16 protein-coding genes are annotated in these 17,345 nt (G+C 63.3%); 10 read left to right on the forward strand and 6 right to left on the reverse strand.

The genetic code is table 11. The features are described from left to right. Positions 1–79: 79 nt before the first annotated feature. Positions 80–376 (reverse strand): 50S ribosomal protein L28, encoded by a 297-nt coding sequence (gene rpmB, locus ACRECS_RS18605; RefSeq protein ID WP_034160912.1) that lies wholly within the window; start codon positions 374–376, stop codon positions 80–82. Between the two features lie 172 nt (positions 377–548). Between rpmB and ACRECS_RS18610 the strand changes: the two genes are divergently transcribed. Beyond that, the gene (locus tag ACRECS_RS18610; RefSeq protein WP_431584436.1) at positions 549–830 is read left to right on the forward strand and encodes a hypothetical protein; all 282 of its coding nucleotides are present in this window, start codon (positions 549–551) and stop codon (positions 828–830) included. Positions 831–877: 47 nt separating this feature from the next. Continuing rightward, entirely contained in the window at positions 878–1,327 is a 450-nt protein-coding gene (locus tag ACRECS_RS18615; protein ID WP_431584437.1) for a nucleoside deaminase, read from the forward strand. Positions 1,328–1,390: 63 nt separating this feature from the next. Here ACRECS_RS18615 and ACRECS_RS18620 read toward each other — a convergent pair whose 3' ends face one another. Further along, positions 1,391–2,062: an OmpA family protein gene (locus ACRECS_RS18620; RefSeq protein ID WP_431584489.1), complete on the reverse strand. Its 672-nt coding sequence runs from the start codon at positions 2,060–2,062 to the stop codon at positions 1,391–1,393. Between the two features lie 173 nt (positions 2,063–2,235). Here ACRECS_RS18620 and ACRECS_RS18625 point away from each other — a divergent pair, with 173 nt between their 5' ends. Further along, the gene (locus ACRECS_RS18625; RefSeq protein ID WP_431584438.1) at positions 2,236–3,549 is read left to right on the forward strand and encodes a hemolysin family protein; all 1,314 of its coding nucleotides are present in this window, start codon (positions 2,236–2,238) and stop codon (positions 3,547–3,549) included. Positions 3,550–3,694: 145 nt separating this feature from the next. Here ACRECS_RS18625 and ACRECS_RS18630 read toward each other — a convergent pair whose 3' ends face one another. Together ACRECS_RS18630 and purD are read right to left on the reverse strand one after the other, a co-directional pair. Then, a complete protein-coding gene (locus ACRECS_RS18630; RefSeq protein WP_431584439.1) occupies positions 3,695–4,291 on the reverse strand; it encodes a helix-hairpin-helix domain-containing protein in 597 nt (198 codons plus the stop codon). Positions 4,292–4,364: 73 nt separating this feature from the next. Continuing rightward, a complete protein-coding gene (gene purD / locus ACRECS_RS18635) occupies positions 4,365–5,630 on the reverse strand; it encodes a phosphoribosylamine--glycine ligase (protein ID WP_431584440.1) in 1,266 nt (421 codons plus the stop codon). Here purD and xseA point away from each other — a divergent pair. From xseA to ACRECS_RS18650, 3 genes are read left to right on the forward strand one after another with little or no spacing between them, the layout of a single operon-like run. After that, positions 5,629–7,029 (forward strand): exodeoxyribonuclease VII large subunit, encoded by a 1,401-nt coding sequence (xseA, locus tag ACRECS_RS18640; RefSeq protein ID WP_431584441.1) that lies wholly within the window; start codon positions 5,629–5,631, stop codon positions 7,027–7,029. The genes purD and xseA overlap by 2 nt on opposite strands. A gap of 15 nt (positions 7,030–7,044) precedes the next feature. Then, complete coding sequence (locus tag ACRECS_RS18645) at positions 7,045–7,248, forward strand: DUF2093 domain-containing protein (protein ID WP_431584442.1); 204 nt, start codon at positions 7,045–7,047, stop codon at positions 7,246–7,248. Positions 7,249–7,253: 5 nt separating this feature from the next. Next, the gene (locus ACRECS_RS18650; protein ID WP_431584490.1) at positions 7,254–8,156 is read left to right on the forward strand and encodes a M23 family metallopeptidase; all 903 of its coding nucleotides are present in this window, start codon (positions 7,254–7,256) and stop codon (positions 8,154–8,156) included. 35 nt (positions 8,157–8,191) lie between these two features. Here the strand turns inward: ACRECS_RS18650 and ACRECS_RS18655 are convergent, their stop codons facing one another. Then, positions 8,192–8,710 (reverse strand): hypothetical protein, encoded by a 519-nt coding sequence (locus ACRECS_RS18655; RefSeq protein ID WP_431584443.1) that lies wholly within the window; start codon positions 8,708–8,710, stop codon positions 8,192–8,194. Positions 8,711–8,798: 88 nt separating this feature from the next. Here ACRECS_RS18655 and ACRECS_RS18660 point away from each other — a divergent pair, with 88 nt between their 5' ends. Then, positions 8,799–12,110: a TonB-dependent receptor domain-containing protein gene (locus ACRECS_RS18660; protein ID WP_431584444.1), complete on the forward strand. Its 3,312-nt coding sequence runs from the start codon at positions 8,799–8,801 to the stop codon at positions 12,108–12,110. A 1-nt stretch (position 12,111) separates the two neighbouring features. On the opposite strand, the gene ACRECS_RS18665 is transcribed toward ACRECS_RS18660, so the two are convergent. Next, a complete protein-coding gene (locus ACRECS_RS18665) occupies positions 12,112–12,540 on the reverse strand; it encodes a hypothetical protein (protein ID WP_431584445.1) in 429 nt (142 codons plus the stop codon). A gap of 186 nt (positions 12,541–12,726) precedes the next feature. Between ACRECS_RS18665 and ACRECS_RS18670 the strand changes: the two genes are divergently transcribed. Genes ACRECS_RS18670 through ACRECS_RS18680 form a run of 3 tightly spaced genes read left to right on the forward strand, consistent with a single transcriptional unit; the run spans position 12,727 to position 16,894 of the window. Next, entirely contained in the window at positions 12,727–14,241 is a 1,515-nt protein-coding gene (locus tag ACRECS_RS18670; protein WP_431584446.1) for a tetratricopeptide repeat-containing sulfotransferase family protein, read from the forward strand. Next, the gene (locus ACRECS_RS18675; RefSeq protein ID WP_431584447.1) at positions 14,238–15,392 is read left to right on the forward strand and encodes an aspartyl/asparaginyl beta-hydroxylase domain-containing protein; all 1,155 of its coding nucleotides are present in this window, start codon (positions 14,238–14,240) and stop codon (positions 15,390–15,392) included. Before ACRECS_RS18670 ends, ACRECS_RS18675 begins: the two co-directional genes overlap by 4 nt. After that, positions 15,389–16,894: a putative 2OG-Fe(II) oxygenase gene (locus ACRECS_RS18680; protein WP_431584448.1), complete on the forward strand. Its 1,506-nt coding sequence runs from the start codon at positions 15,389–15,391 to the stop codon at positions 16,892–16,894. Before ACRECS_RS18675 ends, ACRECS_RS18680 begins: the two co-directional genes overlap by 4 nt. Positions 16,895–17,345: the final 451 nt, after the last annotated feature.

Raw genomic sequence — 17,345 nt, forward strand, 5'->3', positions numbered from 1 at the left:
GGGAGCGGGCCGGTACCGCTTTGAAATTCGCGTCTATCGCGAATCTTCAACCAGGCGCCTGGGCACCCGGATCAGCAGCTCAGGCGGCAACCGCCGTGGAGAGCTTCTTGCGGACGTCGCGCTTCAGGCGGCGCGCACGCAGCGACAGCTTGTCGTCGGTCGTCTTGACCAGCCAGTTGTCGAGGCCGCCGACATGCTCGACCGAACGCAGGCCATGCGTCGAGACGCGCAGCTTCACGCTGGTGCCCAGTGCTTCCGACATCAGAGTCACATTCTGCAGATTCGGCAGAAAGGTACGCTTGGTCTTGTTGTTGGCGTGGGAAACATTGTTCCCTACCAGCCGGCCCTTGCCGGTCAGCTCGCAAATCCGCGACATGATCGTATCCTGAAGGTCAGGGCCATGACGGCCCGGTAATCCCATGAAGGCGGCGCGGATACCCGAGACAGGGCAGTGCGTCAACCGATTCAGACTTTGGCGTGCAACCAACGGTGCGGATGCAACGTTTGGTTACGGTAACGATTCGATTGAGTCGATCTAGGAGAATGCCATGCGCGCGCTGTTGATCCTTGTTGGCCTTGCCGCCCTTGTCGTCGTCGGCTTGATGTCATTCGGCTTGCTGACATTCAAAGCCACCCCGGGTTCGCTGCCCACGGTCAAGCTCGAAGGCGGTTCTGCGCCGAAGGTCAAGGCCGATATGGCGACGATCTCGGTCGGGACGGAGAACAAGACGATCGACGTGCCGACGGTCGGCACCACCCAGAAGACGATCACCGTCCCGACGGTGAAGATGGATACGCCCGCAAGCAACGCTGCTGCCGAAGCGAAATAGGCCATAGCGGGCTGGTCCGGGCGCCGCCGGGCGGGCATAGGGCGATCATGTTCCCGATGCCTGCCCCGATGCGCGCCGCGCTCGATGTCGCACAATCTGCCGCTGGCGACGGCGAAGTCCCTGTTGGCGCGGCGGTCGTGCGCGCGGGCGAGGTGATTGCGGTTGCCGCCAATGCCCCGCGGACGCTTCACGATCCCACCGCTCATGCCGAAATTCGCGCGATTCGCGCTGCCGCGGCGCTGATCGGGTCGGACCGGTTGGAGGATTGCGATTTATGGGTGACGCTGGAGCCGTGTGCGATGTGCGCCGGGGCGATCGCTCATGCCCGGATCGCTCGGCTTTATTACGGTGCGGAAGATCCGAAAGGCGGCGCGGTAGCGCACGGCCCGCGCTTCTTCAGCCAGCCCACCTGCCACCACCGGCCCGAAATCTATGCGGGTATCGGTGAGGACGAGGCGGCGGCGCTGTTGAGGGATTTTTTCGCGGCGCGGCGTTAACGAAAAGGGCGGCGCTGCCAGGGCAGACGCCGCCCGATTCGCGCGATCGCCGGATGGGGCGGATCAGCGCAGATCGGTTTCCGGAATCGGCACAATCTTGATTTCGACCCGGCGGTTGGCGGCGCGGCCTTCTTCGGTATCGTTCGACGCGATCGGCTGCGATTCGCCGAAGCCGCGCGTGCCGATGCGCGCCGCCTGAACGCCGCGGGTGGTGAGATAATCGGCGACCGACACCGCACGCCGCTCCGACAGGCTCTGATTGTACACGTCGCTGCCGGTCGAATCGGTATGGCCGTACACATCGACATAGGTGCGGTTATAGTTGCCGAGCACCTGGCCGACCTGATCGAGCGTCTGGCGGAAGCTCGGCGCGACCACCGCGCTGTCGGTGGCGAAATTGATCCCCGACGGAATGTTGAGGATCAGATCGTCGCCCTGGCGGATCACCCGGACATCGGTCCCGGCGGTGCGGGCGCGCATCTCGCGCTCCTGCTTGTCCATATAGGCGCCAATGCCGGCGCCCGCGAGGCCGCCGATGCCGGCGCCAAGGATCTTCTCTGTCCGGTCGTTGCGTCCGCCGACCAGATCGCCGAGCAGATACCCGCCCAGCGCGCCGCCGATGCCGCCGATCGCCGCCTTTGACAGGCGCCGTTCGCCGGTCTCCGGGTCGGTGGTGCAGGCGCTGGTAGTCACCAGCGCGGCAAGGGTTGTGGCGAGCAACAACCTGGATTTGATCACGTAAATTCTCCCTTGAGGTCAGCCCGAAGCATTGGCCTGAATCAGGCTTCGTGCGACCGAACGGTCGGAATAACTCGTCCTGTCGCACGATTGTTCCGCATCCGATTTGAACGAAAGATGATCGCGCTGTTGTGAAACCGACAGATTCGCGTCAAAGGTATCGGAGCGTCATGGCACCGCTTCCCCCTTTTCCCTGGATCGACGTCGCGATCATCCTCGCGCTGATCGCGTTGAACGGCGTTTTCGCGATGTCGGAGCTGGCGATCGTCTCGGCGCGCAAGGCGCGGCTTGAGGCAATGGCGCGGACCGGGAAACGCGGCGCGCGGACCGCGCTGGCGCTCGCCGCCGATCCCGGCAAGATCCTGTCGACCACGCAGATCGGCATCACGCTGATAGGGATTCTCGCGGGCGCCTATTCCGGTGCGAGTCTGGGCGGACCGGTCGCGGCGCGCCTGCACTGGCTCGGCCTGTCCGCCGAAACGACCGAAACGATCGGTTTCGCACTGGTCATCACCATCACCACTTATGCCTCGCTGGTGATCGGCGAACTGGTGCCCAAGCAGATCGCACTGCGTGCGCCAGAGCCGATCGCGGCGTTGATGGCGGGGCCGGTACTGGCGCTGGCCTGGGGCACTGCGCCGATCGTGTGGCTGCTCGATTCGTCGAGCGGAATGCTCTTCCGCCTCATGGGCCTGAAGCGCGAGACCGAGGATCATGTCACGGCGGAGGAGCTTCACCTGATCGTCGCCGAGGCAAGCAAGTCCGGGGTGATTGAGGAGCATGAGCGCTCGATCATCTCGGGCGTGGTGCGGCTGGCCGACCGTCCGGTGCGCGAGGTGATGACGCCGCGCACCGATATCGACTGGATCGATGTCGGGCTCGACGCCGACGGTATCCGCGCCGCGCTGATGGAGGCATCGCACAGCCGCTTGCCGGTCGCCGAAGGATCGGTCGATGCGGTGATCGGCGTGGTCCAGGCGCGCGACGTGGCCATCGCGCTGCTCAGCGGCGCGCCGCTCGACCTGCGCGCCTTGATGCGACAGGCGCCGGTGATACTCGATCAGCTCGATGCGATGGATGCGCTGATTGCGCTGCGCGAAGCCGAAGTGCCGATGGCGCTGCTGCACGACGAATATGGCCATTTCGAAGGCATTGTGACGCCGGCCGACCTGCTCGCGGCGATCGCCGGTGAGTTCGCGTCGGACACTGACCCCGATGACAGCCCGTCGGTGGTCGAACGCGACGATGGCTCGCTACTCGTCGCGGGGCAGATGGCGGCTGATGCGCTGGCCGAACGGCTCGGCATCGACCTGCCCGAGGATCGCGATTATGCGACCGTCGCGGGCCTGGCGCTGGCGGTTTTCCGCCATTTGCCGGGCGAGGGCGAGAGCTTTGTCGAACAGGGCTGGAAGTTCGAGGTGGTCGATCTCGACGGGCGGCGGATCGACAAGCTGCTGGTCAGCGCGGCGAAGCGTAGAGGCTAAGGTACCTTTCGAGGGCTTGGCGCCGGACCGGCCCAGGCGTTCTTGTCCCGCTCTTTCTGATAGCCGCGAAGCGTCGGGCGCAAGCTCTTGTTTCGATCAGGACGGCTCCTGTTATCAATAACAGGAGCAAGACGCTGACGGATCCCTAACCGCCGAGCTTACCGAACTCCGCTTCATAGGCCGCACGGTCGCCAGCTGTCAGCAGTCTGGCCTGTTCGACCCAGCGGTCGCGGGCGATGCGGCCCTTGAACGTGCCGAGCTTGGCATCGAGCTCCTCGATGTCCGCCGGGCTCATCGCCGCGATCTGATCGACGCGAGTCACGCCCAGTTCGGCGAGCTGCGCGGCGAGCTTGGGACCCAGGCCCTTGAGCTGAGTGATGGCCCCGGCAAGCGTCGGTTCTACCGGCGTGTTCGCGACCATATCTGCCGCTAGCGATGCCGGGCTGGCATCGAAAGCGGCCGCTGCGACGATTGGTTCGTCGGCAAGCGGTGGAGGCGCTGGTGCGACAGGCGGCGGCGTCACCGTCTGAGGTGCGACCGGTTCAGGCATGGACGGCGCAACCGCGACCGGCGCGGCCGGCGCTGCGGTATCGACTGCCTCGCGATGCTCCTCGGTGACGGCCTGCGCTGCCCCGCGGTCGCGGTTACGCATGACACCCCACCAGATGCCGGCAAGCACGATCACCGCGAACACCGCGATGATGATCAGGTTCGTGGGAGTGATCATCGATTGGTCGGCCATGATTGATGCTCCATTGCTCTTTCGAGCCGATGCTAATTCAGCCCGATGCTAACTCAACCTGGCGGATAAATCATCATCCGACGCTGCGCTGGATCTCGCGCCAGCCGATATCGCTGCGGTTGAAACCGGTGGGAAAATCGATTGCCGCGACACCGCGATAGGCGGTTGCCTGCGCGGACGCGGCATCGGATCCGGTGCCGGTGACGGCCAGTACCCGTCCGCCCGATGCGACCAGCGTCTTGCCGTCGAGGCGCGTTCCGGCCTGGAAGACCTTGGCGCCGGCCGCCTCTGCCGCGTCGATGCCCTTGATCGCGCCGCCGCTCTCGGGCGTGCTGGGATAGCCATTGGCGGCCATCACCACGGTCAGTGCGGTGTCCACCGAAAATGGCGGCGTCGGATGGTTGGCCAGTCTCCCTTGCGCGACCGCCAGCATCAATTCGAGCAGGTCGCCCGCGAAGCGCATCATCAGCACCTGGCATTCGGGATCGCCAAAGCGGACATTATATTCGATCAGCTTGGGACCGTCGGTCGTCAGCATCAGCCCGGCATAGAGCACGCCCGAAAAGGGAGCGCCCATCGCTGCCATTGCCGCGATGGTCGGCGCGACGACCTCGTCGAGCGCGCGCCGTTCCAGTTGCGGTGTCAGCACCGGAGCCGGGCTGTACGCCCCCATGCCGCCGGTATTGGGACCGACATCGCCGTCACCGACGCGCTTGTGATCCTGTGCCGATCCGAATGGCACCATGGTCGTGCCGTCGGTCAGGACGAACAGGCTGACTTCCTCGCCCTCGAGAAATTCCTCGATCACCGCCTCGGCGCCCGACACGGAGAACAGGTCCATGATCGCGCCCTCGGCTTCTTCGCGGGTCGTCGCCACCGTCACGCCCTTGCCGGCGGCCAGGCCATCGGCCTTCACCACCACCGGAATGGTGAAATCGTCGAGCGCCGCCATCCCGCCTTCGCGCGACGTGACCTTGGCATAGGCGGCGGTCGGGATATTGGCGCGGGCGCACAGATCCTTGGTGAAGCCCTTTGACCCTTCGAGTTGCGCTGCCGCCTTGTCGGGGCCGAACACCGGCAAGCCCATAGTGCGGATATTGTCGGCAAGGCCGTCGACCAACGGCGCTTCCGGCCCGATCACCACAAAACCGATCGAATGGCGCAGACAGAAATCGATCACCGCGCGGTGATCGGCCGGGTCGAGCGCGACCAGCTCGGCATGCTCGGCGATGCCGGGATTTCCCGGCGCGGCATAGAGTTTCGTGAGCGCCGGCGATTGCGCCAGCCGCCATGCCAGCGCATGTTCACGGCCACCCGACCCAATCAACAGGACATTCATGGCCGACCCCATTTCCGACTTACCCACAACAGACATGGGGCGGCTCGTAGCCGAGGAGATCGCAGGCGACAACGCCGCGCCGGTCAGCGTCGGCGAATTGGCGATGAAGCTGAAGCGCGTGGTCGAGGGCGAGTTCGGCCATGTCCGGCTGCGCGGCGAGATTTCCGGCTACAAGCGCGTTGCCTCGGGCCATGCCTATCTCAGCCTGAAGGACGACAGCGCGGTGATCGATGGGGTGATCTGGAAGGGGCAGGTATCGGGCCTCGCTTTCCAGCCGCAGGACGGTGTCGAGGTGATCGCCACCGGTCGGATCACCACCTATCCGGGCCGGTCGAAATATCAGATCATCATCGAGCGCATGGAACTGGCCGGCGAGGGCGCGCTAATGGCGCTGCTCGAAAAGCTCAAGGCAAAGCTGGCGGACGAGGGGCTGTTCGACAGTGCATCGAAAAAGCCATTGCCGTTCCTGCCGCGTGTGATCGGCGTGGTCACCTCGCCGACCGGCGCGGTGATTCGCGATATCTTGCACCGGCTCGAAGATCGCTGCCCGACGCACGTCATCGTCTGGCCAGTCAAGGTGCAGGGCGATGGCGCGGCGGCTGAGGTTGCGGCGGCGCTGCACGGGTTTGATGCGATCGCGCCGGGTGGTCCGGTACCACGCCCCGACTTGGTGATCGTGGCGCGCGGCGGCGGGTCGATCGAGGATCTCTGGGCGTTCAACGAAGAAGTCGCGGTGCGCGCCATCGCCGCCTGCTCGATTCCGATCATCTCAGCCGTGGGACACGAGACGGATACGACGCTGGCCGATTTCGCCGCCGACCTGCGCGCGCCGACGCCGACGGCGGCGGCCGAAATGGCGGTGCCGGTGCTCGCCGATCTTAGGCTGACGCTCGATGGTCATGGCCAGCGGATGGAACGCTGCGCGCGGCGCTATCATGAGCGCGGCCGGGAGCGGCTCGATGCGCTGGTGCGGGTGCTGCCGAAGCGCGACGCGCTGCTCGGGCCGCAGCGGCAAAAGGCCGACGATATGGGCGCCCGGCTCGACCGCGGGCTGGAACGGCGCGTGACGCTGGCACGCGGCGCGCTCGACCGTGCCGGCGGGGCGTTGCGACTGTCGGTGCTGGAGCGCCAGCTGGCCGGCGCGCGTGACCGGCTCGACCGGACCTGGCGGCTGGTCGAATCGCTTAATCCCGACCGGCTGCTCGATCGCGGCTATGTCCGCGTCTCGGCGAAATTGTCCGGCGCGGTGCTGGCCAGCGCAGCAGCGGCCAGGACGGCCGGGGCCGTTACGCTCCATTTCCGGGACGGGGAAGTCGATGCGCGGGTTGAGCGCAGCGGCGGCAAGGCATATGTGAAGAACAATGACGCGCCCAAGCCCGACCAGCCGACCCTATTGTAACCGGACCCACGCACCATGTTGATGTCGAACAGCGATCGCCCCGCGCGGCTCCATTATATGGCCAATGGCTTTCGCGTGCTGGCCACCGGCGACCATGTCATCTGTGCAGTGTCGGGTGCGCGTATTCCGCTTGAGGACCTGCGCTACTGGAGCGTCGTCGCGCAGGAAGCCTATGCGACCGCCGAGATCGCGACCGAAGCGATGAGCCCGCCCAGATGAAGCGCATGCGGCGCTGGGCCGTGGGGGCGGCCGCGCTGATGCTGCTCGGAAGCTGCACCACGGCGCCAGAACGCGTCCAGCCGTTGCCGCCGTCGCCCCGGGCGGATAGGCCGACGCCACAGCAGCGTCTTAATCCGGGCCCGGTGACCTTCAGCTATAGCGGTCCACGCATGCAGGGCGCTGCGTTGATCGGCATCGCGCCGGCCGGCACCAGCCTGTTGACCTTCAACGGTGCTCAGGTGCCGGTGACTGCCGATGGCCGGTTCCTGATCGCCTTCGACCGCGACGCCGGCCCCTCGGCAACACTCGTCGCGACGCTCGAGGATGGCCGCCAGGTCAGCGATACACTGGTGGTCGCGCCGCGTGCATGGCTGATCGAACGGCTCAACACCTTGCCCCGCTTTCCCAAGCCCGAGCCGGAAATGGCGCGGCTGCGGCCGGCGGAACTCGCCCAGATCGCTGCCGCGCGCCGAATCCGATCCGATTCGTCAGGTTGGCGCCAGGCGTTTCTGTGGCCGGCAACCGGACGCATCACCGGCATGTTCGGGTCGCAGCGCGTCTATCGGGGTGAGGCCGGCGCCTATCATTCGGGCACCGATGTCGCCAAGCCGACCGGAACGCCGGTGCTGGCGCCCGCCGACGGCGTGGTGATCCTCGCCGCCGACCATCCCTTCACGCTGGAGGGCAATCTGCTGATGATCGATCATGGCATGGAGCTGAACTCGGCATTCCTCCATCTGTCGCGGATAGATGTCCGGATCGGCGAACGCGTCCGCCGCGGCCAGGTGATCGGCGCGGTCGGGATGAGCGGTCGCGCCACCGGCCCGCATCTTCACTGGGGCCTGAAATGGCGCGACGCACGCATCGACCCGCTGCTGCTTGCAGGACCCATGCCCCGCGCCGAATAGGGCGCGTAACAGCGGGATCAGGCCGCCTCCCGCGTTCAGATGACGCGCTTGACCCGAACTCCCGGCGAGCCACCGACCCGCAGCATATAGCTGCCGAGCGCCGCGCGTTTCACCACAACCTCGAGGCCGGCCTTCGGAAGGCGGTAGAACGGTTTGCTGTCGATCTGGCGCCAGACCGATCCATCGACCAGTCGGATCGTCCACCCGTTAATGTCCTCGCTTGCCGATGCGATCTTGGATTCGATCTGGGCGACCGCGTCGTCATCGTCGTCGCCGCCGAACAGCTTGATGCTCGGCAGGCTCAGCCCGAACAACGTGCGCTTCGCCTGGCGCACCTGCTCCTTGTCGACAATGACGAGCTCCTTCGACTTTTCGGCTGCGTCGAGTGTCGCGACTTCATTGTCGTAACAGGCCAAACGAGCCGCGGAGTCCTTGATTGCGCGGCAATCGACCAGTCGCTGAAAGGCCTGGGCACGGGCGGGCGGCTCTTTCTCCTTTGCCAGGGCCGGGCTGGTCACGAGTCCGATCAGCAGCGCGGTGTAAAACAGCTTCATCGTCTTTCTCCCCGGAAGTCATTCGGCCTTATCGTTCAATCTCCGGCATCCGCGCTATGTGGCAAGGACGCAACACCATTAAGTCAATTTGCCGCGTTTCAGGCAAATCCGTTTACAGCGCATTGCCGGAAAGGCACTCATCGCACCATCGCCCGATCTGACGAGAAAATCGCTCGCATATCGGGGACAGCCTCGCGGTCAGGGCCGCGGATGCGAAAGGAACAGGGACGTGAATAAATTTACCACCATCGCGAAGCTCAGGAACGGCGCGGCGCCGATCGTACTGGGCCTGGCGCTGATCTCCGGGCCAGCCTTTGCGCAGGCAGCCGATCCGCAGGCCGCGCAGCTTCCGGCGACCGCTGAAACCGACACCAGCACGCCGACGGACGACATCGTCGTTACCGGCTCGCGCATCCCGCAGCCGAACCTGGAAGGGGTCAGCCCCGTCACCCTCGTCAGCAGCCAGGACATCAAGCTCCAGGGCACGACGAGGATTGAGGATCTACTCAACTCGCTGCCATCGGTCTTCGCCAGCCAGGCCTCGACGATTGCAAACGGTTCCGACGGTACGGCATCGGTCGATCTTCGCGGGCTTGGTACCAACCGCACGCTCACTCTGGTCAATGGTCGACGCCTGCTGCCGGGCGATCCCAGTCCGACCAGCGGTTCCGCCGCTGACATCAACATCATTCCGGCTTCAATTCTGAAGCGCGTCGAAATTCTAACCGGCGGCGCATCCTCCACTTATGGTGCGGACGCGGTTGCGGGCGTCGTCAACTTCATCGTCGACACCGATTTCACGGGTGTTCGGATCGATGGCCAGTACAGCCTGTATCAACATAACAACCGGGATAAATTTATCAGCCCGCTACTCGATGCCAAGGGCTTCGACAATCCTAAGGGCAATGTCGCCGACGGCGGCACGATTGACGCAACGATTTCGATCGGCAGCAAGTTTGCCGATGATCGCGGCCATGCACTGGTCTATTTCGGCTATCGCAAGGCGAAGGCGATCACCCAGGACAAGCGCGACTATAGCGCCTGCGTGCTGCAGAATGGGGGTACTGGCAATCCGCGCTGCGGCGGCTCGTTGACCAACGCCAATGGCACGGTCGTGCTGTTCGACCCGAATCTCAACACTGCGTCGTCGACCGTCTATACGTTCCAGCCCGGTGGCGGGTTCGCCAACACGACGTCGCCGTATAACTTCGCGCCGACCAACCATTATCAGCGCCCCGACGAGCGCTATACGGCCGGCCTGTTCGCCAATTACGAAGTCAGCGAGGCGATCAAGCCTTATGTCGAGTTCATGTTCATGGACGATCGCACGGTTGCGCAAATCGCGCCGTCGGGCGATTTCGGCAACACGCTGACGATCAATTGCCCCATCGGGGGCGCTGGCGGCAATCCGCTCATGTCTGCCGCGCAGGCGGCCGTGATCTGCGCTGCCCCAAATCTGATCAACGGTTACCTTGGGAATTTCCCATTGGCTCAGTCGGCTCCCTATAACACCAATCCGGGTGCTGCGCCGCTCGTCTTCACCGATTCGAACGGCACGCAATATAATCAGGGCTTCATGCAGTTGCTGCGCCGCAACGTCGAGGGAGGCCCCCGCCAATCGGACCTGCAGCACACCAACTTCCGTGCCGTGATCGGCACGAAGGGCGATCTCGGCAAGAACTGGTCCTACGATACATATTATCAATATGGTCGGTCGAACTACACGCAGGTCTATTCGAACGAATTCTCGGTTGCCCGGCTCGGTCGTGCACTGAATGTCGTCGATGATCCGCGCACGCCGGGGGTTGTTGACCCGATCTGCCGCTCGGTACTCGATAACAGCGACCCGACCTGTGTTCCCTATAACGTCTTCGCTGGCGCTGGCGGAGCAAGCCCGGCTTCGGTCGCCTATCTCTCAGCGACCGGCTTCCAGAAGGGGCAGACCTCCGAACAGATTGCCAGTGCAACGGTCACCGGCCTGCTCGGCGATTATGGGATCAAATCTCCTTGGGCGAGCGACGGCGTTGCGATCAACCTTGGGGTTGAATATCGTAAGGAATCGCTGGAACTGCAGACTGACAACGCTTTCAGCACTGGCGATCTAACCGGTCAGGGAGGCAAGACGCTGTCAATTAATGGCAGCTTCCGCGTGATGGAGTTCTTTGGCGAAGCTCAGATTCCAATCGTTCACGATGGCTTCATTCACGACCTGTCGCTGAACACCGGCTATCGCTATTCGTCGTATAAGACGAGTTCGGACAACACCTATAAGACCAACACGTTCAAGATCGGGCTGGAATTCGCGCCGATCCGGGATATCCGGTTCCGTGGTGCGTTCAACCGTGCGGCCCGTGCTCCGAACATCCAGGAACTGTTCGCGACACCGACTGTCGGTCTGAATGGAGCTTCGGATCCCTGCTCCGGTCACACGATCACGGCGACGGAATATGGCTGCATTGCGCAGGGCCTGGCCGTCGGCGCCGGCACAGCTGCGAATCCTGCTGGACAGTATAATGGCTTGATTGGCGGCAACAGAGATCTGAGGCCTGAAATCGCTACCACCAAGACGCTTGGCCTGGTGTTTCAGCCGTCATTCTTGCCTAAATTCTCTCTGACGGTTGACTGGTTCGACATCAAGGTCGAGCAATCGATCAGCCCGCCTTCGCAGGATGCGGTTCTCAAGGATTGCGTTCTCAATGCAACAGCTACCTTCACCCCGCTTTCCTGCGGTTTTGTGAAGCGCGACGCAGCAGGTTCGATCTGGCTAACCCCGGACGGCTATGTGGATAGCATCCCCAACAATCGGGGCAACCTGAGAACAAGGGGTATTGAAGTCAGTTCTGCCTGGTCGACCGGTATCGGCAATCTGGGTAGCCTGAACCTCAGCATGAACGGCACCTATCTGCACAAATATACTCTCGATAATGGCGTGACCAAACTTTATGATTGCGCCGGCTATTATGGCCCGGTCTGCAGTTCTGGCGGAACTGTAAATAGCGGTGCGCCGCTGCCGAAATGGCGTCATAAGGCACGAGCCACTTTCAACTTCGCAGATGGTATCGGCATCTCCTTGCAGTGGCGGTACATCGGCAAGGTGCGAGCGGAAACGTTCTCGTCGAGCCAATCGCTTGGTAGCCCGAACCACTTCAATCCGGGTTCTGAGCTGAAGGCGATCAGCTACTTTGATCTGGCGACATCCTTCAATGTCGCGGACAAGTTCACCTTCCGTCTCGGCGTGAACAACATCCTCGACAAGCAGCCGCCCTACGTGACGAGCGGCAACGGCGGTGTCGACGGCACGAACCTGTGCCCGACTGGTCCCTGCAACGGCAACACCTATCCAGCGACCTACGACGCGTTGGGTCGTTACCTGTTCGCCGGTGTGACGCTCAACTTCTAAGTCACGTCATAAGACACATCCTGCGGGCCGGCAGATCCTGGATCTGCCGGCCCGTTTTTCGTCGACGCTTTCCCAAACGGGATTGCATTGGCACCGCAGGACGGTTCAAACAGTCAGGATGGCGAGCGCACCCCTGCTGGATTCTCATACGGTCGATATTCTGCGAAAGGCGATGAACGCGGCTCAGGCAGGCGACCTGCACGAGGCGCGGGCGATCGCCGAGGCTGGGCTTTCGTGCGATGGAGAACCCGTCGCGCTCAATGCCTTTCTTGGCATGCTCCGCGCGCGCGCTGGCGACATGTCGGGTGCGATTCGGCATCTGCGCGCGGCGCATGATCGTCGCCCGGGCGATACGACCATCGCGTGCAATCTGATCGCCGCGCTGCTCGACGTCGGCGATCAGGCGACGGCGCTTGACATCGCGACGCACGAGCTGGCGCTCGCCGATGCGACGTTAAGGATCGCGCGCTATCGTGGTTTTCTCTCACAATCGCTCGAATTATTCCCCGATGCGATCGACGCCTATGCCCATGTCGTTCGCTATGCCCCGCAGGATTTCGAAAGCTGGAATAATCTGGGAAATGCCCGGTCTGCGGTCGACGATCTTGAAGGCAGCGTGGTCGCGCTCCAGCGCGCGATGGATCTGAATCCGCTGGCGGCGCCGACGCGCCTCAATCTTGCGCTCGCGCTGCGAAAAGCCGGCAAAGCAGCCGAGTCCGAGACACTACTGCGTCGGACGGCGGAAGAATTCCCCGAAGACGCGCGAATCCTTTACGAGCTCTATGTTCAGTTCAAGATAGACGCTCGGCAGGAGGAGGCGCTGGAAGCGCTGGAACAGGCGATTACTCGCGATGCCGGAAATGCGGATCTGCAACTGAAGCTTGCAATCGAATGCGGGCTGGTGGAGCGCATCGAGGACGCCGAACGGGCCTTTCGCAATACTATCCGGCTCGATCCGCGGATCGTCGATGCCTATCTGGGCTTGGCGGTTCAATATGAACACACCAATAGAGAACATGAATTCGCGCCGTTGATTGCCCTAGCCGAGGCAAACGGAATTGACGAAGAGGTGCTGGCGTTTCTCCGCGCTTTGGAACATCGTCGCCAGTCGCGCTTCGAACAGGCGCTTGCCTGCCTGGCTCAGGTTCCGGCCAAGGTCGAGCCAGAACGGGTGGCCCATCTTCGCGGCACGATTCTCGACCGCCTTGGACGTGCGGATGAGGCTTTCGCGGCTTTTGTCGAAACCAACCAGCTGAACGAAGCCAACCCATCCGCGCCGGTGCAGCGCGCGGCGGAACTACGGGATCAGCTCCGGACGGAACTTGAATTGATGACACCGGCCTGGGTGAAGGCCTGGCCTGCCACGATTGCCAAGACGGATCGTCCCGATCCGACCTTCCTGGTCGGTTTTCCGCGATCGGGTACGACATTGCTCGACACGATATTGATGGGCCATCCCGACGTCATTGTGATGGAGGAGAAGCCCGCGCTGAATCATGTCGACAGGGAAGTCGGCGGTACTGCCGGAATCCCGGCATTGGACGAGCAGGACATTGCCGAAGCCCGACGGCGCTATTTCGAAGAAGTTGGTAAGGTTGTGCCGACCGACCCTTCCAGGCTGCTGATCGACAAGTCGCCTCTGTTCCTCAACAAGGCATTACTAATCCGGCGACTTTTCCCCAATGCGCGCTTCATCCTCGCGCTGCGGCATCCATGTGATGTGCTGCTCAGTTGTGTCATGAGCCACTTCCGTTTGAACTCGGCCATGTCCAATTTCCTCCGGCTGGAAGATGCGGCGGAGTTCTACGATCTCAATTTCCGGCATTGGGAACGCACGCGAGAACTGTTCCCGCTCAACATCCACACGATCGTCTACGAACGCCTGGTTGAGGACGTCGAAGCGGAAGTCCGGCCGTTATTCGATTTCCTGGGTCTCGACTGGCGCGGGGAAGTGCTCGACCATGTCGGCACCGCCAAGAGCCGCGGGCTGATCACCACCGCCAGCTACTCGCAAGTCACCGAGCCGATCTACAAGCGCGCCTCTGGACGATGGGAGCGGTATCGCCACCATCTCGAACCGATCCTGCCGACCCTGGCGCCTTGGGTCGAGAAATTCGGCTATTCGCTTTGAGCAATCCTGCCACTCTGGTGGCGGAGGCCGATCGGGCATCGGCCGCGCAAGATTTTCAGCGGGCGCAGGCGCTGCTGCGCGAGGCGGCGGATGTCGAGCCGGGTAACTTCGCTATCCTGATGCGCCTCGCCGGCGTGAGCCGCGCCATTGGCCAGCCACGTGTCGCACTCGATGCGGTGCACCGCGCGCTCGCGGTCGCGCCGCTTGACTTCGCAGGACTGCTGATGCGCGCCAGCCTGCTCGAACGGCTCGGCGATGCAGCTGCGGGTGAGGCCTGGAGCCATGCGCTCGCGCAAAGGCCTGACGGGCCCCTACCGCAGCAGTTCGCGGCAGTGGTCGCAGAAGGGGAACGCCGCTGTGCGGCATGGCTCGACGCGCGCGAGGCGCGATTGAAAGCGGCGATGGCCGGTGCCGAGCAGATAGCCGATATCGCAGAACGCAAGCGTATCGCGCGATTCCGCAGCAACGCACTTCGCCGCACGCAGCCCTTTCACAGCGAGCCGACGCATTTCCATTTTCCCGAACTGACCGAGCGTGAATTCCACCCTTCGGACCTGTTTTCCTGGATCGCCGATCTCGAGGCAGCGACCGATTCAATCGCCGCGGAGTTCGATACGGTCATGGGTGCCGAGCGCGCCGAACTGGTGCCTTATATCCAGTATCCTGATCATGCACCGATGCGGCAATGGCAGGCGTTGAACCATAATCCGGACTGGACCGCGATCCACCTGCTGCAGAATGGCCGGCGCATCGACGCCAATACACGCCATTGTCCGCAAACCATGGCGCTGCTCGATCGCATTCCGCAGCCGCGGATCGCCGGTTGCTCGCCCAATGCGATGTTCTCGCTGCTTGCGCCCGGAACCCGGATCCCGCCGCATACCGGCGTGGCCAACACCCGTCTCGTCTGTCATCTGCCGCTGATCGTTCCGGAAGGGTGCTGGTTCCGCGTCGGCGCGGAGACGCGCGCATGGCAGCGCGGTGAAGCATTTCTGTTCGACGACACGATCGAGCATGAGGCAATGAACCCAAGCGACCTTCTCCGTGTCGTATTCATCATCGATGCTTGGCATCCGGATCTGAGTACGGCGGAGAAGACGGCGGTCAAGGCGATGATGGAGGCTGAAGGCGCAGGAGCGACGGGCCTGTGACCTCCTGGTCAGGCGGGCCGTTCGCCGGGGATCTGAACGCGCTTGCCCAACATGCCCTCCAGGCACTGGACGACGGTAACGAAGCAGAATCGCTTCCTACCCTTGCTGCTGCCGCCGAACGTGTCCGCGACAACGCCCTGCTGTGGCAATGTACCGGCTTGTTATACCGGGCGTTGGATCGTCACAACGAGGCTGTCCTCGCCTTTGATCGCGCGGCGCGTCTTGCCCCCGCGGATGCGAAAATCGCCGAGGGCCGCGCGCAGATCGCACTTGAAGCCGGTTTTGACGCCGTGGCGTTGTTTGACCGCGCCCGCGCACTCAATCCCGGCAACGGCGGCGTCCATCTCGGCATGGCTGCGGCTCGATTCGCGGCGGGTGATAGCGCACGGGCCATCGCTGAACTCGATTCGCTGCTTGGCAGTAGCCCGGGTTGGGTGGAAGGGCATGCCAACCTCGCGCGATTGCGCACGATGATGGGTGAACGCGATATTGCCATGGTTTCGTTCGAGCGAGCTCTCGCCGACCACCCGCGGAATATGGCTTTATGGAAGTCGCTTGTCCTCACGCTGAGTGAGGGCGAGCAACATACAGCAGTATTGGATGTGATCCGTCGCGGCCGTGCGCAACTGGGCGACATTCCCTTCTTCGATACCAACGAAGCGATCGCGCTGTCAGAAGCCGGTGATGTCGTGCGTGCCGATGCGTTGTTCGCCCGTGCCTCCCTCGGCGAAGAAGAAGAAGTATTCGCGGTGCACCGCGTGCGTCATCTCCTGCGTACCGGTCGTGTTGGGCAGGCGCTCCCTCTGATCGACCGATGGACCGCACGCCCTGACGCAGTGTTGATCTGGCCCAATGCTGCCATCGCGTGGCGGATGGTCGATGACCCCCGCTGGCAATGGCTGGAAGGCGATGAGCGGCTGGTGTCGGTGATCGACCTAGGCGATCGTCTGCCAGATCTTGATCAACTGGCGGCCGCGCTGCGTGGCTTGCATCTCGCGCGAGCCCAGCCACTCGATCAGTCGGTGCGCGGCGGCACCCAGACTGACGGCCATCTGCTCCGGCGCTGCGATCCGGCGATCCAGGCGCTTCGCGCCGCTCTGATCGATGCGGTCGAGGCGCATATCGCCCGGCTTCCCCCAATTGATCCCGCACACCCTACGCTTCGCCATCGCCGCGACCGCGCGGTCCGTTTTTCGGGCGCTTGGTCCGTGCGCCTTGCCGGTGCAGGCCATCATGCGAACCATGTTCATCCGGCCGGCTGGCTTAGCTCCGCGCTGTATGTCGCATTGCCCGACGAGGCGGGGCGCGGCGGCGGAGACGCCGGTTGGCTGGCGCTCGGACAGCCGCAGGAGGCGCTCGGTCTCGACCTCTTGCCGCAGCGTATGGTTGAACCCCGGCCGGGGCGGCTGGTCCTGTTTCCCTCATGGATGTGGCACGGGACACGGCGCTTTGCGAAAGGGGAAAGGCTGACTGTCGCGTTCGATGTCGCCCCACCGCATTAAGCCGGGTTTTCATATATTGTTCGGCATGTCCGGTGTTAGAATAATCTGGGTTTTCACTTCGGTCTATTATAGCCTCAGGTCAGCCTTACAGCCTTGAAGGGACGGATAATGAATCGAATTGCGCTGGGAATATTAGCCAGCCTTGCACTGACGATGCCCGCAGTGGCCAAGGATCCCGCCCCGTCAACGACAAAGAAGGCTCCCGACCCGAATCAGGTAATTTGCGAGAAGCAGGAGGTTCTTGGTAGCCGTTTGGCGGTACGAAAAGTGTGCATGACGCGGAGCGAATGGGCGGCGCAGCGCCAGAGCGATCGTCAGCTAGTCGAGCGATCCCAACTCGGTTCGTGCCAGAAACAGTCCGGCTGCTGATGCTGCACAATCGGGTACCGGAATGCCGGAGCCCACCATGATGCGCGACAATTTTCGGTATCCACACCTCCCCGGCATCTTC

This window comes from Sphingomonas sp. (genome assembly GCF_050725575.1).
Classification (GTDB): domain Bacteria; phylum Pseudomonadota; class Alphaproteobacteria; order Sphingomonadales; family Sphingomonadaceae; genus Sphingomonas.

Coding starts and splice junctions, on each gene's coding strand:
- rpmB (WP_034160912.1), bottom strand. CDS start 376: ATGTCGCGGATTTGCGAGCTGACCGGCAAGGGCCGGCTGGTAGGGAAC.
- ACRECS_RS18610 (WP_431584436.1), top strand. CDS start 549: ATGCGCGCGCTGTTGATCCTTGTTGGCCTTGCCGCCCTTGTCGTCGTC.
- ACRECS_RS18615 (WP_431584437.1), top strand. CDS start 878: ATGTTCCCGATGCCTGCCCCGATGCGCGCCGCGCTCGATGTCGCACAA.
- ACRECS_RS18625 (WP_431584438.1), top strand. CDS start 2,236: ATGGCACCGCTTCCCCCTTTTCCCTGGATCGACGTCGCGATCATCCTC.
- ACRECS_RS18630 (WP_431584439.1), bottom strand. CDS start 4,291: ATGGCCGACCAATCGATGATCACTCCCACGAACCTGATCATCATCGCG.
- xseA (WP_431584441.1), top strand. CDS start 5,629: ATGGCCGACCCCATTTCCGACTTACCCACAACAGACATGGGGCGGCTC.
- purD (WP_431584440.1), bottom strand. CDS start 5,630: ATGAATGTCCTGTTGATTGGGTCGGGTGGCCGTGAACATGCGCTGGCA.
- ACRECS_RS18645 (WP_431584442.1), top strand. CDS start 7,045: ATGTTGATGTCGAACAGCGATCGCCCCGCGCGGCTCCATTATATGGCC.
- ACRECS_RS18650 (WP_431584490.1), top strand. CDS start 7,254: ATGCGGCGCTGGGCCGTGGGGGCGGCCGCGCTGATGCTGCTCGGAAGC.
- ACRECS_RS18655 (WP_431584443.1), bottom strand. CDS start 8,710: ATGAAGCTGTTTTACACCGCGCTGCTGATCGGACTCGTGACCAGCCCG.